This window comes from Sporocytophaga myxococcoides DSM 11118 (assembly GCF_000426725.1).
Taxonomy (GTDB): Bacteria; Bacteroidota; Bacteroidia; order Cytophagales; family Cytophagaceae; genus Sporocytophaga; species Sporocytophaga myxococcoides.
This window is the reverse complement of record NZ_KE384560.1, coordinates 827,028-843,387: the sequence shown is the minus strand read 5'-3', so window position 1 is coordinate 843,387 and position 16,360 is coordinate 827,028. Positions and strand designations below refer to the sequence as shown.

Genomic DNA, 16,360 nt, shown 5'->3' with positions numbered 1-16,360 from the left:
ATAAAAAAGTCTTCCTTATTCGGAAGACTTTTTTTCTATTGCTTGTTTTATACCTTCAACACCATCTCCCAGCATTGCAAGTTGTGTAAGCAGCTGAGTTATCTGACCTGAATCACCAATGCCTTTAAAGCGTTGGTTTTTCTTAAAGGTAGTTTTAATATCTTCCCATCTGGCCTTTTCCTCAGGAGTGATTTTTCCTGTAATATCTTTAAACTTCAGCATATTCGCCTCCGTACCGGTAGTCAAAGTCTGTGCTTCGTTTTGATAATGCGTATTAATAAGCATTCTCAATTCCGCCTCATTCATTACAGGGACTACTTTCTCTGCCATCTTATTCATATTCCGGTATGAACCCTGTAGTTTAAATACAGGTTCATTTCTGAACTCCTCGGCTTGTGAGGCAGAATGGATGTATTCCTGATTAACTCTGAGAACAGTATCTCTTATTGCCACAAGCTTCTGAAGGATAGATACGATCTCATTTGTTTCTTCAGCAGCATAAGCTACTTCAAAATCAAGACCTGTATTATCTCCTGTTTCAGCAATTTTAACAAAAGAGTAAATATCCTTAAGGCTTTTATTGGCAACCTTTGCAGTAATTGTGTTTGAGGTCAGACAGTTTTCTATGTAGCTTAACTTAAACACATCCGCTTTGTCACCGATAATATCACCAAGATTATATGTATCTGCCCTGTTGGCAAGCATATCTGGAATTCTGAATTTCTCTCCGCTTTCAGTATAAGGGTTTCCAGCCATTACTATGCAGACTTTCTTTCCACGAAAATCGTAAGTCTTGGACTTCCCTTTATAAATACCTTCTATCTTCCGCTGGGCATCGCAAAGTGAAATAAACTTTTGAAGGAACTCAGGATTGCAATGCTGAATATCATCAATATAAATCATAACATTGTCGCCCATTTCAAATGCAAGGTTCAGCTTTTCCAGCTCCTCTCTTGCAGCTCCGTTCTGAGCTTCAGAAGGATCAACAGAAGTGATCTTATGTCCTATAGCGGGACCATTGATCTTCATAAAGATCAAGCCCAGTCTATTAGCGACGTATTCCATCAGGGTAGTTTTACCATATCCTGGAGGAGAAATCAAAAGCAACATACCCATCTGATCTGTACGTTTGTTCTCTCCTACCACCCCTATCTGCTTTGCAAGATTTGCCCCTATTAAAGGAAGATACACATCATCTATCAGCTTATTACGAACAAAAGAACTTAGCACATTTGTTTTATATTCTTCAAGTCTTAAGTCAGCTCTGAAACCTTCTGTCAAAGCACTTTTCTTCTTCACAAAAGCTGAATAACCAGCAACAACCTCTCTTTGGTAGCGAGATAACTTCTTAGCGAATTTATTAAAATGCAACTGGTAGTTACCATTTTGAATCAGGTTGTGACTTCCGGATAATCCTTCTAGCGTAACTTCTGATTTGGCAACTACTTCCTTACAATTATCAACTCCGGACAATAATATCACAGCTGCTTCATCCACAAATTCATGACTGGAAGATTTTTCACTATCAATAAACGCTTTTAACCAGTTCCTTGTCAGATCAAACTGATTGACAGGACTACCTTCAAGATTTTGTACTGAAGCAATACATTCTTCTTCATATTTCTTCTTCTTCAGAAATGCATTAAATGCCTTGGTAAGCTCAAGAGCTTCATGACTGATCACAAATACATTTCCTCTCACCATTTCATCAAACAGATAATCCGCAGCTTCAGAGGCAATCTCCGATTCAAAAAAATGAGTTTGTTCTATGAAGGTCTGTATACCAGTTTTAAGAAGATTTATAATCTCCTGATGAGTATTTTTCCCAGGAAAAATTTTAAGGATGCTTCCAATTCCTTTTAATCTTAAATCGAAACTTCGCCTTGATTTTTCATCAAGAATGTGTAGCCAGTAAAACCTTGCACATGCCCTGGCTTCAGAAGAGTATCTAAGAAGATCAAGACCTCCTTCAATATTTAAAAGAGCTTTAAGTATCATAGCAGCATCCCTGTCATTCACTCCTTTGACATAACCTTCGGAATACCTGTTTGACATGAATTCCTGAACAACTGCAGTAAGAGAAGATTCATCAAGTTTCACCAAATGATTTTTGTCATATTTGGAATTTACTTGTCCCTCGTTAAAAATAAGCCAGGCAAGGTATTCTCCTCTGTAAACATGTTCGTTTTCAGATATCAGGTGTTGACTCCAGAAAGGTTTTGTATTAAGAAATTCAGGGTCTGTTACTTTTTCAAAGAAACTCGTTCCAGTAATGTGGAAGTACATCTCTTCCTGCCTGCTCACCATGGTAAGCTCCAGCGCTTGCGTGTTAACTGAAAAATTATAGTTTCCGAACTTCACTACATTGGCGCCTCCGACAAACAACTCCTTCTTATCCTTCAATTGTCTAAGTGTTGTTTCACGGAGATTTTTCATTCTGCCCTGAATGTCGTCGGCTTTTATGGTATCGCTCAGATCATTTAATTGTTTTACAATATCTCTGAGTTTATCCATCATCAGATCAGAGGCGAAATAGCCATTGATCTCAGCAACAGTTTCAAAGGTTGCCACTCTGTTCTTTGCTCCTGACAAGATACGTTCCGCAGCACTCATCAATGCATTAGCTCTATTATTACGAGCCTCAATTAAAGATAACTTGCGGTTTTCAAAAGCCCCGTAAAGTTCTTCCCTCTTTTCAGAAACAATTCTAATAAAGCCATCAAAGTCTGGGAATTTTGCTTCAAGCTCTTCCAGCTGTATCATTAACTTGGAAAGAAATTCCTCACATTTCTCAGGAGTTGAACTTATATCCAGATAGTTTACAATGGACTGGTCCAGTAGTTTAATCTGTGAATTAAATTCGGCTTCGCTCTCTGATTTTCTCAAATCCAGCTTTCTGTTTTTGAGAGAAGCCTTTAATTTATTGATCTCGGAGAAAATGAGAGAAATCGTATCAATGATTTTGGTAGTCTGAGTAGCATCTTCGATCTTCAGGTTACTGACTATCTGAATCAGCATTTCAAGCTCATTGCTCACCTGAACAATCTCTTCTTCTGTCTTATTTGCCTCGGTAACTTTGATAACCTTCTCTGCAGAAAGCTTTAGAGCATTTACTCTTTCGTGGTAAGGGAGCAAAGCTTTTTCCTGCAAAAGGAATTCAACACATCTTACAGAAAGCTTTTCAGATTCATCAGAGATATTCTTTTCAAGATCGCTGACAGACTGAAGATCAACGTATCTAAGTTCTTTCAAAGAAATAATATCACCTCTAAGGGATCTTAACTCCGAAAGAATATTGACAAAAGTATTTATATCTTCAAACCTGTCACGCTTTATCTGCTCAAGAATTGCTTTTGCGCGGTCTGTTTGCTTTTTGACCTGATCTAAAGTATTCTTTTTTATCCTGACTACCTTTTCAAATTCTTCGATGGTAGCTGAAGCAGTTGTTTTAATCTCTGCAACAGGCAACCCCAGATTGAATGTAGCTTCATCCCTGATCCAATAATAAGAATCAAGCAGGTCAGTACTTATCTTAACAATATCAAGGTATAGATTTGAATAGGCTTCGTCGTTCTTGGAAAGAAGACCAAGTACTTCCGAACATTCTGCCATACAACGCACAATGTCCTTGTTTCCGATTTTATACAAATAAGAATCAGGAACTACAGGAGGTACATAAGTGCTGCTGCAATATGCAGAACTCCATATTTGTATGGTATGATGTTTTGCAGGTTCATTCTGATCATTAAAATAGATCAGCTCTCCATTGTCAAAAATGGAATAACCATGACAAAGAATAAGGTTATCAACTTTTTGTTCTATCAGATTATATGGAAGCAAAATGTATGCGCCATGCTCATCATTATAAAACACATAAAGATAGTCTTCTCCATTCGGAGACTGAATTCTTTTTTCAAATCTGAGCCCCTGAAGATCGTTATCAAAAAGTTTAAATTCTCCAGTTTGCAGGTAATAACCTTTAGAAAAAATGACACCATGACTCTCAGGAAGTAAAACACAGGAATCCTTTATTGCATCAATCCTTTGCGCCTTTTTGATTTTATCATTATAGACTATATACCGGAATTTATCTTCTTTAAAAGGTTTTATCTTCAGCAGGATGATATTGCCAAGATCTGCATAATACATCTCTGCATCATCCAGTCTCTGATCCTTATCCTCAACAGGTTCGGAGTAGATACCTTCTCCGTTTTCAGTATTGTCTTCAATCTTAATTGTTAAATCACCACCTATTGTTTCTATGAAGACCTTGTCCCGAACAGAGACATGAGGGTGTTTACCTTTCCTGTGATAATCTCTGGAGGTACGCTCCCATTCAAATCCATATTGAGGAGGAAATTTATATTCGTGTTCGCTTCTATTTCCCTCGTATTTTAATTCCTCACCACTAATAAGCCATTTGAATGTCTTAATATCTTTGGCGCCTTTCCCGATACGGAAGACCATATACAAATAAGGACCAATGACTGCAAACTTTTCGAAGAAAGTGTTTTTGTAATACTTATAAAGTTCTTTAAAATCCGATTCAAAGAGTTCAGTCTGGATTTTATTAAGTCCAACATGAACAAAGGAATGGTCTTTATACTGATAGATGCTGAATACGTCCGTGAGAACGGTTTCCGACCTTAAGCCAATGTGAACGTTGTAACCGAATAAAAGATAAGTACCCAGAGAAACCATATCTCTGGGCACACAATTATTTTCTGTGGTAATCCTCGCCGTTGCTACAAGCTTCTGCTCTATAGCACCGAAAACATTCTTTCTGTCTTCGTTAAGTTTACCCAACCTATTCCGCAGGTCCTTGCCTGACCTATCGAGTCTGCTTCGCAACACTTCATAAGTACCGGAATCAAGTTGTACTACTTTAGAATCTGAAGTATTTTCAGGTTTTACTTCTGCCATGATTACTTAAATCTTGACTTTTTATTCTTTTGTTTTAATCTTTATTCCAAGATTTTCAAGCGTCTGGTTTGCAATACCCAAATCTCTTGCTTCATTCAATACAGAAGCTAGAGTGTTTTTAAGAGCATTGTCAACAGTTCCTGAGCTTAACTTTAATATCAGAGCAGAAATAGAAAGGTTCTTAATATCCTCAGTAGACAGCTTGTGCTTGCCTAATAGGTCCTGTATTCTTTCCAGTAAATTCTCATTTCCATCACCTAAGAATGAGCCTTTGATATCAGTAAGCAATTTACTGTTATCTACCATTTTATCAAGCGACTTTCCTTTTGTGATTGAACCAATAATTTTATCAAAGAACATTGTTTCACCGCCCACAATTTCGATCTTAGAAGCCTTCAATGCCTCAGAGATAACTTTAGCCTGAGCTTCGGCGATATCTTTCTGAATAGTGATCTCAGCAAGCTCGATAGACTTCTCTTTATCCAATCTAAGTTTAAACTCTTCGTGATCCTTACCAACTCCATCCAGTTTCTTCATAGCATCTGCTTTCTGAGTGATACCCTGAGCTTCTGCTTCCATTTTCTTATGTAAAACAGTAGCTTCCATTGTACCTTTTTTCTCATCAGCAGCAGCTTTGGCTTCTATACCTTTTGCCTCTGCAGTTGCTTTAGCTTCTATACCTTTCGCCTCTGCAACAGATTTTTTCTCTAAAACCAATGCCTCTGTAGTTCCTTGTTTTTCCAAAGCTTTTGCTTTAGCCTCAATTACCTGAGCTTCAGCCATACCTTTGGTAGATTCTTCAAGAACAGTTACTTCCGCAATTGTTCTTCTTGCGTCAGCCTGGCTTGCAGATGCCTTTTGAGCAGCTTCAGCTTCTAACATCAACTGCAACGCTTTGATCTCTGCAGCTGCTTTCATTGCTTCTGCCATTTTGATCTCTTTCACTTTCAGCTCTTCGGCCTGAGTCGTTGCATTGGTAATTGCTACTTCTTTATTTCTGTTTGCTTCAGCAAATGCTTTCGCATCTTTTATCTTTTCTTCTTCTGTAACGACTGTTTTTTCAACCATTACACGCTCTCTGATCACATCCTGAATATTTTTCTTTTCTTCTTCAAGAGCTTTATCTTTTTCAATTATCGCCAGAGCAACAACTCTTTCTTTCTCATTTGCTTCAAGTAACTTATCTTTCTCCACACGTTGCGTTTCAACAGCATCCGTTCTTTCTTTGCTTTTAGAAGCCACAATAATTTGTCTTTGTTTATTTTCCTCGGCAACCTGAATGCCTTCTTCTGATTTTATTCTGGCAAGTTCTGATTTCAGCTTTTCTTCTGCCATTACCTTATCGGCTTCGGCTTTTTCTCTTGCACGAATAATGGCAATCTCTCTCTGCTGTTTCTCTTCACTTTCAGCAAGCTGACGGTTCAACTCCAGAATAGCCTCTTTTGCTTCTACATCCTGCTTACGAAGTACCTTTTCTTCATTTCTTTTGATTTCATTTGCAAGAATCTTTTGTTGAGCTGTAATTTCAGTGATCTTCTTGATACCTTGTGAATCAAGGATATTATCAGTTTTCATAAACTCCAGTGAAGTCTGCTCAAGATAATCTATAGCACAATCATCAAGATGATATCCGTTTAGGTCAGTACCGATGATATCAAGGATTTCTTTTTTAAATTTATCTCTGTCTGAATAGAGAGATACAAAATCAAATCTTCTACCTACCGTTTTCAGGGCCTCCGAAAACTTCGAATCAAAAATAGAAACAAGTGTTTCTTTGTGCGAAGCACGCTCACAACCAATTGTCTGAGCTACTTTTATAACATCTTCTCCTCCTTTATTCACTCTTACAAAAAAAGCCACTTCTATATCTGCACGTATGTTATCCTGACAAATAAGCCCATCTTTTCCAATTCTTTTTATGTGTAGTGTTTTCAGAGAGATATCCATGATCTCCATTTTATGAAGAACCGGAATCACAAACATAGCAGTAAATGTAACCTTCGTTCCTCCTGCACCTGTTCTTACGATAGCTTTTCCTTGTGGTACTTTTTTATACCATTTTACTAACAGAACAAGGATCATCACGACGAAAAAAATTCCTATCAGAATTGTCGTCATTAATACATTCTCTAACATTGGATTTAAGATTTATAAGAGTTGTTAATATGTGTTTATAATTAGTTTATTTTTCGGAATCATATGGTTCAGCGATATAGTACTCGCCACCTTTGACATATTCGATTAAAAGAGCTGAACTTCCTTTTGAAAGCAACTTACCGGGATATGTCCTAATATTAATTCTGATCGGGTCGCCATTCCTGTTGATTTCTCCCTGACCATTTCTTTCTGAAGTAGTTTCCACAAAAACTGTACAGACAGAACCGGTATAGTCGCTAATTGTATCAGCCTCTTCCGTATTTAATTTAAGCAAACTATATATTTTGGCCAGTGGAATTGTAATGAGACGTGTTACAATAAAAGACCCTATGATTGCGGGAATATATATTATTAAAGCAAAAAATAAGGAAGAATTCCCAAGATAGTAATTCGTCAATATTGTGATCATCCAGAAAAAAAGGACGAAGAAACTGATTACGATGGCTATTGGAAGATCTCCGAAATCAAAAGTCTTTCCTAAAATTGAGTCAGAATCCGTTTCAACTTCGATGTGTCCCTTATCCAGTTCAACATCGCCATGAAGCATGTCCAGATCAAACAAACCGACCAGGTTTATAACCCAATAAAACAACACCAGAAGAAGTAAAATGGTAACTGGTAAATTTGAATTTTTAAAAGATTCCGTTAATAATTCATTCATTGATTCAGAATTGTAATTCGATTACGGTTATACAATAAAAAGGTTAGTAAATAAATGGTTAAAAGCTATTTTTACCTTAACTAAAAATGATAATCAAATATATATAAAAAGAACTTTAAAAGTTAAATTTTTTCAAGAAAAAAATATTCGGTCATTTTTTTCCCTTACACCAAAATTCTTAATAGCCCAGATCCTAATTTTTCTACTGGACTTCCAATCGAAAAATGAATCATTTATTGGAAATTACTATCGATATTAACTATTTTGTCACTTCATATTTTGAATGATATTCATTTTTAATCAGAAAACTTTTAACTCTAATTGTTTTGAAACTGATAAAGCAAATAAAATTATACTTTCAGGAAGGAACCTCTGACAAAGTTTATGAAATTGACCTTTGCGAATCCGGAGATGGATTTCTGGTGAATTTCCGTTATGGAAGAAGAGGCGCTACCCTGAAAGAAGGCACCAAAACTATATTTCCTGTAGACCTGCAGGAAGCGAATAAAGTTTTTGATGCTCTTGAAAAGGAAAAAAGAAGTAAAGGATATTCTACAGAGGGTGAACCGATGGGCGTTGTTAACAAACCTGCTCAAAGTTCCAAAGACAATGACCGGAGAAAGAAAGCTATTCTGAAAATTCTGAAAAACGCTGTTGATGGTGATGAACCCGAAAACTGGCCATTGTCCAGAGTATTCTGGAGAGCAGGAGAACTTAATATTTCTGAGGCAATTCCTTTCATTCAAAAACTGGCTCACCAGTCCGACAATGTTTCCGTTTATTCTGCAGTTTGGACTATCGGGAAATGCGGGAATACCAACTCCATCTCTTTCCTCAAATCATTACAAAAAAACCAGGACTATCCTCAGTATTTAAAAGAAATTGTATCAGAGGCATTATTCAAAATTTCTGATCCTGCGGAAAGAAAAACAGTCGGAGAGTCTCTTCTTGCAATGCTTCCAGAGCATATAAATAAATTGCTTCAGTCGTCAGATTATTCAGGGCTTGAGATTCAACTTAAAGAATTACTCTTTAAAACTCAATCAACATCCAATGAATACCTGTCTGCACTTTATCGGTTATCTCATAATAATATCGAATTAAAGAGAATATTATCAAGGATAATTAATGATGTTCCTCTCACCTTTAATTATTTCAAACATATCAGACATATATTTAAAATGGCTGAAATGTGGGAGGATTATGAAACCTTTGGGATTGTTGCAAAAAATATAGATAAACATTCCCCGGGACCATATAGTGATAAAGGGGCTTTTAGCAGTAAAACCAAAAGGTACCTTTCGGCAAGAATTCTCAGGTCACTTAGAAAGCTTGGCGAAGCGAGCTCTTCATCATACAAAGAAATGGCTTGCGGAGTATTATTAGCTTTTGACGATAGCAAAGACGGCAAGCCCTCCTTTCATCGTTCCACATATACATATGTATATAACAAGCAAACAAAGAGGCACGATGTAATTGAGACCAAGACATACTTCGAAACGAATGCAGTATATAGGGCATTCAACTTTATTCTGTTCCAGAACAGTCCGAGATACACCTTGGGACTAAACGGATGGCAATGTATAGCACCTTATATCCCAGGCAATGAAGCGCCATCTCAGAGAGAAGAAGCATTTCCTGAACTTTGGAACAATGCAACACTAGAGATCATCAGGCTCTTATCATTTTCCAGAGCGTTACAGGTGCATGAGTTCGCCTTAAAGATTTTTAGATCAAATCCTGAATTCGCTAATCAGCTCACTACTGGGAATATTGTAAACTTTCTGAATACCGCTTTCGAAATAACAAGAAAGGTTGGTCTGGAAGAAGCTCTGAAAGTTTATAATAAAGCTAATCCTGACACGCAATTGTTACTTGGAATGCTTCAAAGTCCTTTACATGAAGCCAACGAACAGGCTCTGCAATGGATTGAAGAACAGAAACAAGTTTTCATAAGTAATTCAGAATTCATTACAGAATTGATTTTCCTGAGGAATCCTTCAATTCAAACCAAAGTAAGATCTCTTCTGGTTTCAGCAAACATTCCTGATGAACAAGCTCAAATAATCATTGGAAAAATTCTTGCTACCATCATCAAAACTGAAGTTAAATCAGAAGATGATCAACAATTTATTTCACATGCAGGCCAGGCATTGCTTCATATCTTTAAAAGCCAACTGGATTTCATTGGGACAGACATCATCAAAGATTTGCTTCAACATAAATCTCCAGAAGTTCATGCAATTGCCGGATCGATACTAGTTTATAAAAAATTAAATCCTGAACTGATTCCAGGAGACCTTCTTCAAGCTCTTTTAAAATCAGAAAATGGAAAAGCAAGATCTGCGGGTATTGAGCTGTTAGGAAGATTTTCTGAAACATCATTATTAGAGAAAAAAGAGCTTCTCATCAGCTTTTGTTTATCTCCCCTTCCGGACGTCCGCAATGCTGTGAGACCAATTATAGCAAAGCTTAACAAAGCGTACCCAGTATTCGGCAATGAGCTTATTAATTTGTTTGTTCCTGCATTTCTGATGAAGGAAACTTATGAAGGCCTGCATCAGGATTTACTAAGTCTTCTCACAACAGAACTAAGTAGCAGTCTTTCAGTCATCAATAAAAATCAGAGCCTTGGTCTTCTTAATTCAAAATTCAGATCTGCACAACAACTGGGAACTGCATTGCTGAAAATGACCATTAGAGAAGAAGATTTGTCAATAGAAGAATTGGTAAAAATATCTGGTAACCCTAATGAAGAAGTAAGAAAATATGCATGGGACTACTACAATAACAATCTTTCCAAGGTAAAGGAAAATAAGGAAGAAGCATTGAAAATTGTAGATTCAGACTGGGAAGACACAAGAAACTTTGCTTTTGATTATTTCAGAAATAAATTCAAACAGGAAGACTGGTCTGCAGAAAATCTTATTGCTCTTTGTGACAGCACAAGGGAAACAGTTCAGAACTTTGGAAAGGAAATGATTATGAAATCCTTTAAGAGCGAAGACGGAGAAGAATATTTATTAAAATTAAGTCAGCACCCGGACACAAGATTGCAGTTATTTACTTCTTCATACATTGAAACATATGCAGGAGGAAAACCGGACATTATTGAAAAACTGAAGCCATATTTTACCACCTTACTCTCTCAGGTAAATAAAGGTAAAGCAGCAAAGGTTCGAGCAATGGAATTTCTGAGAAAAGAAGCTTTGAAAGATGAATCCATTGCACAGATTGCATCGGAAATTCTTAACAGAGTATCTGGTTCAATGGCAATATCGGAAAAGGCCGGATGTATTGCCGCTCTCAGAGATATCCGAAAAAAATATCCTTCATTACCCAACCTAGTTAAAGTAGTTGACTATTCTGAATATGTAAAGAAATAACCGATGGAATTCAATTATAAATTTAAAGGAGATACTACGGTTAAAAATACTTCAGGTTCTACAAGCATGAATTTTGCGCCTGATATATTTCGTGAACCAACCTACTTCTCAGGATATCTTAACAAACATATTCCGTTCAGAGAAGCCATCTCTGCCCTTCATGACATAGTAGTTTCTGATTTTCGTTTTAAGCCAAAAGACAAAACGGATTACAAAACATGGGCAAAAGAACAAGAAGATATCTGGCTTGCTCAATATCTGGGAGGCGCAGAAGATGTGGAACAAAAACTTAAAGGCATAAGGTTAGAGCTTGAAAAAGTAAGAAGGGAGAAATATAATGTAATGGAACCCTTTTACAAAGCTCAAAACAAATATTTTCAGTACCTATACCGAACCAGCCCGGAGCTAATGAGGGTATATGACCCTGTTATAACCATTCATCCGGACGAATTATTTTTTGAGTGCTTCAGTCAGGACGAATCTTCTTATGGCAAACTCGGGTGTAACTATAATGTATTTAAAAACCTGAGCGAATTTAAATGCGGCACGACGAATATCGATTATTCCTCAAGCTTGTATAATGAATTTCAGAAGATACGAGAATATAAGGATACGCATTTCAATATAGACCCTTCCGGATTTGAGGTTCAGACAACTGCAGAAGAAAGCTATAAAGAAGTTAAAATAGATGTACCTGCAAGCTGGGTAAGAGGATTCCTGCAGGTTAGTTCAGCGATGTCAATTCCTGCTACATCTTTCGAATTACATCCTATGGATGTATACAACATCTGTTTTGTACTCAAAAGACATAAAGAAAAAGAAGGACCAAGATCCATCCGGTATATCCTGAAACCCGGAGAACCCATAAGATTGATCTTTGAACCCTGGAATTATGAAATCAAATGTCTTAGATCTATTTATACGGGAAATGAAGCTAAAGAAATCAGAGTATGGGGAAGAAGAAGATTACTGTTGTTAGAAAGATTAATACCAGTAGCAAAATCTTTTAAAGTTGTTCTTTTGGGTTCTGGCCTTCCCACCTTTTATGTAGCAGATTTAGGAGACATGAATTTTACACTTGGCTTGTCTGGTTGGACAGCTAATGACTGGTCTCGCCTGGGCAACTTTGACCTTCTTGCTCCAAGAGCCGAAGCAGATCCTATGACCATGCAAAAGGTTTTTATAGGATTAAAAGAAAAATGGGTGGAAAAGCCAGAAGTATTGGCCTCCAGACTTCAATTGGATAAATCCCTCGTCCTTGGAGCTTTGTCAGCCTTTACCCAGCAAGGAAAGGCAATTTATGATATAAACAATAATTGTTATAGAATACGAGAGCTTTCAAGAGAAAGCTTACCACTTGAATCACTTAGATTTTCCAATGCAAGAGAAGAAAAAGCCAATAGATTCTTCAATAACAGAAGCATTCAATTCAATGCAGAAGTATCCGGAGGAAAGCAAAAGTTAACAGGAAGCGTTAAAGAAGATAACCATACTTATAAACCAGAACTTGTGATAGACAGTGATGAAAGAATAGTAAGTGGAAAGTGTAGTTGTAATTTCTTTCAGCAGAATAAACTGATGCAGGGACCATGCGAGCATATGCTTGCTTTGAGAATTGCTTTCAGAAAAAAACAAAATTTGTATTAAAGTTTGTAACAGATAAATATAAAAATTAGCTTTGTAATGGTAGTGGCAGGGTATTAAAATCTTGCAACCCGGGCTGTGTATCACAGTCCTTGTACACAGCTTACTAACGCGCCACCGGCTCGTTCTTAACTGTGCGATCCTGCCACTATATGCTCATTTCCGGTGAGAATTCCAGGAATTGAAATAAGCATATAGTGACGTCTCGCTGGAGTTGACCAATCCGGTCCTCAGAATGACGAAGAATATCCTGTACACTACCATTTTTTATACTCCTATGGCCAACACAGAAAACTCTCAGCCGACCAGACAACAGTTGTATGAGCGCATTAAATCAAGCGGCAGAAATGCTGTAATACTTGAAGAAATGCAGCGACTAGGCTTCTGGAAAAGTGATGAAGGAGCTTCCGTAATTCCGGAGATGCTGATCCACAAAGAGGCTGACCTTATCAAAGAACTGAATAAGCTACTTCAGCAGCAGCGGATTTATCAAAACAGAGAAGAAGCGCTGAAAAAGGTAAGGCAAGCAAGACTTGAACAATCCAGAAAAAAGAGAGAAGAAAACAAAATTCTCAGAAAACAAAAGAGAGAAGCCAAAGCTGCAAGATGGAAAGAACTCAGAGATAAAAACATTATTTATCTCGGGGAAAAAGTTTCTAAAGGTTTAAATAACCAGATAAGCGAGAACAGCAAGCTTTTAAAATACCAATTGCCTGTACTCCAAACTGCAGAAGAATTATCTGCAGCAATGAAGATCACTATAGGTGAACTAAGATTTCTTTCCTACAATAGAACTATCAGTAAAATCAATCATTACAAAAGGTTTTATATTCCCAAAAAAACAGGAGGTAAACGACTTATCTCTACTCCTATGCCCAGGCTTAAAAAGGCTCAGCATTGGATACTTGAAAACATTCTTAATAAAATTGATCCAACAGAATCGGCACATGGCTTTGTCAAGAAGAAATCCATTGTCAGTAATGCATTGCCACACGTGAAAGCTGATGTTGTTGTAAATATAGATCTTAAGGATTTCTTCCCTTCCATCAATTATCGAAGAGTTAAAGGATTGTTTATTGCATTGGGGTATTCTGAACAGATTTCTACCATATTCGCTTTGATCTGTACTGAACCGGACTGTGATCAGGTGGAACTGGACGGAGAAACATACTATGCTGCAGGTAGCGACAGATTTCTTCCACAGGGAGCACCGACCAGCCCGGCAATCACTAATCTTATTTGCCGTAAACTTGATCTGAGATTAAAAGGAATTGCAAGCAAACTAAATTTCAACTATACAAGGTATGCAGACGATCTCACCTTCTCTGCATCAGGAGTAGCAACTTCTAATACTTCTACTCTTCTAGGTTTTGTTAAGAAAATAATAAAAGACGAAAAGCTTTATATTAATCCTGATAAACTTCGTGTACAAAGGAAGGGCGCAAGAAAAGAAGTAACAGGAATTGTTGTTAATGACAAGCCGAGCGTATGCAGGAAGGAGTTGGATAAATTCAGAGCCCTGTTGCATCAAATAGAAAAAGAGGGAACAATAAAAGGAAAACACTGGAACAATAGCAACAATTTACTTGCTTCAATAAAAGGGTATGCAAACTTTGTAAAGATGGTAAACCCTGAAAAAGGAAAACCACTTGAAGAGAGAGTTAAAAAAATTCTTGAAGCACACCGCTTCAAACATGTAATCAAGCATAAACCTAAAAAGCAAAGTGCGACCACCAACGTTGTTGACTCAAAGCCTGCAAATCAACCTGAAGCAGAAAACAAAAAGCCTTGGTGGAAATTCTGGTAATCTAGAAGCTAATAGACATAATAAGAAAAAGGATCATAACTTCATTATGATCCTTTTTTTATGTATTGCATTTAGCCTGATCTTAATCAACCTCCTGAAATTTCTCATCTCCGCACATTCTGACAATTTTCGGTAAGAACACTCCAACAACTTCAACAAGATCTTTCTGAGCTTCCATAACCGCCCTGATATCTTTATACGCCATTGGCGCCTCATCCAACCCGGAACCAATTAATTCAACGCCTGCCTTTTGCAATTGTTCCTTTACAGCTTCCGGTTTAAGAGTATTCTTAGCCTGGGTTCTTGACATTGCTCGACCTGCGCCGTGTGAAGCAGAATTTACTGATGCATCAGCACCTTTACCTCTTATCACATACCCAGGTGCAGTCATAGAACCCGGAATAATCCCCAACACACCTTTACCTGCTGGAGTAACTCCCTTTCTATGAACGATTACATCATTACCTTTCACATCTTTTTCTTTCCATGCGAAATTATGGTGATTCTCAATCATAGTGATAGGATTGGTTCTAAGGCCTATAGCCATCCTTTCATGGATCTGGTGATGACATGCAGATGCATAGTCACCGGCAAGATTCATCGCCAGCCAGTATTCTTGCCCCGCCTCAGTATCAAGATCAAGCCATGCAAGATGCTTGGCTTCCTGAGGCAACTTGCATGTTTCCATTGCCAGTTTGGTATAGTAATTTGCAATCGTTGCCCCCATTCCTCTTGAACCTGAGTGCGACAAGAGCGATAGATATTTTCCAGGAGTGATGTTCCATTCATTATTTGGATCTACCACTTCCACTATACCGAATTCGACAAAGTGGTTTCCACCTCCGGAAGATCCAAGCTGCGCATAAGCCCTGTCTTTAAGACCTCTCAAAATTTCAATTTCAGAAAACAAAGGACTTGAAATAATTTCATGATCTTTGGGCTTCTTAAATGTAGCCCTTCCAAACATAGTATTATTAACAAGCATCTTTGTCAGGTCTTTTTTTCCTGTCTCTACATAACCTGCAGGAATATCAAAAATAGACATACACATACGACAACCGATATCTACACCTACGCCATAAGGTATTAGTGCATTCCTGGTAGCTAGCACTCCTCCGATAGGCAAACCATATCCCTGATGTGCATCAGGCATTAACGCTCCTGAAACAGAAACCGGAAGTCTCATAGCAGTATCCATCTGCTTGATAGCTCCCCCTTCTATCCCTTCTTTACCATAGATTTTATAAGGCTGAGGAGAAGGAAATAGATCTATTATTTCATCCTTTATAACAGGTTTCATTAATTCATCAGCTATTGCAGAAGTTTTTAAATCATTAAGAAAATCAGATGGAGAAGACAATACATTCTTCATTATATCAAGAACTTCTTCCGGTTCGACCAGGGAATACTCTTTTTGAATAACCTCCAGAGCTATACCGATTACTCTACCAACCGGAAATCCTAGTTCAATTAACTGATTTCCATTTATTTTCACTTTATTCTCCATGATTTATTTTCTTATCTCTTTATTATTAAAAAATCCGGTTCATTCTATTTAATAACCAATACTTTAAAAAAGAAATTTCTTCTATTGAATTTTCTCTTACGAAAGCCCCTCCGGCATTTTGCGGAGAGGGTTTCACATTTAAATATCTGTTTATTTAAATGAATGACTCAAAATTGAAAAGGCACTACGCATTATTTTTGCGCAGTGTAAAATATTTTTTTTAAATTTAAGAGTGAAAGCAAAAGACCTCATCCCTAACCCTTCTCCTGAAGGAG

Annotated in this window: 7 protein-coding genes; 3 read left to right on the top strand and 4 right to left on the bottom strand. The window is 37.3% G+C overall.

Annotation, left to right across the window (positions count from 1 at the left end):
• Positions 1-15 precede the first annotated feature (15 nt).
• From K350_RS0121905 to K350_RS0121895, 3 genes are read right to left on the bottom strand one after another with little or no spacing between them, the layout of a single operon-like run.
• On the bottom strand, positions 16-4,923 hold the full coding sequence (locus K350_RS0121905; RefSeq protein ID WP_028981732.1) for a DNA repair ATPase: 4,908 nt from the start codon (positions 4,921-4,923) through the stop codon (positions 16-18).
• Between the two features lie 21 nt (positions 4,924-4,944).
• A complete protein-coding gene (locus K350_RS0121900) occupies positions 4,945-7,059 on the bottom strand; it encodes a flotillin family protein (RefSeq protein ID WP_028981731.1) in 2,115 nt (704 codons plus the stop codon).
• 46 nt (positions 7,060-7,105) lie between these two features.
• Complete coding sequence (locus K350_RS0121895) at positions 7,106-7,741, bottom strand: hypothetical protein (RefSeq protein ID WP_028981730.1); 636 nt, start codon at positions 7,739-7,741, stop codon at positions 7,106-7,108.
• Between the two features lie 326 nt (positions 7,742-8,067).
• On the opposite strand from K350_RS0121895, the gene K350_RS0121890 reads away from it, so the two are divergent.
• From K350_RS0121890 to K350_RS0121880, 3 genes are all read left to right on the top strand, one after another.
• Positions 8,068-11,127 (top strand): WGR domain-containing protein, encoded by a 3,060-nt coding sequence (locus K350_RS0121890; RefSeq protein ID WP_028981729.1) that lies wholly within the window; start codon positions 8,068-8,070, stop codon positions 11,125-11,127.
• 3 nt (positions 11,128-11,130) lie between these two features.
• A complete protein-coding gene (locus tag K350_RS0121885; RefSeq protein WP_028981728.1) occupies positions 11,131-12,774 on the top strand; it encodes an SWIM zinc finger family protein in 1,644 nt (547 codons plus the stop codon).
• A gap of 232 nt (positions 12,775-13,006) precedes the next feature.
• Positions 13,007-14,578, top strand: a complete 1,572-nt coding sequence (locus K350_RS0121880; protein ID WP_211236769.1) for a reverse transcriptase family protein — start codon at positions 13,007-13,009, stop codon at positions 14,576-14,578.
• 82 nt (positions 14,579-14,660) lie between these two features.
• On the opposite strand, the gene K350_RS0121875 is transcribed toward K350_RS0121880, so the two are convergent.
• Positions 14,661-16,085 (bottom strand): RtcB family protein, encoded by a 1,425-nt coding sequence (locus K350_RS0121875; RefSeq protein WP_028981726.1) that lies wholly within the window; start codon positions 16,083-16,085, stop codon positions 14,661-14,663.
• Positions 16,086-16,360 lie beyond the last annotated feature (275 nt).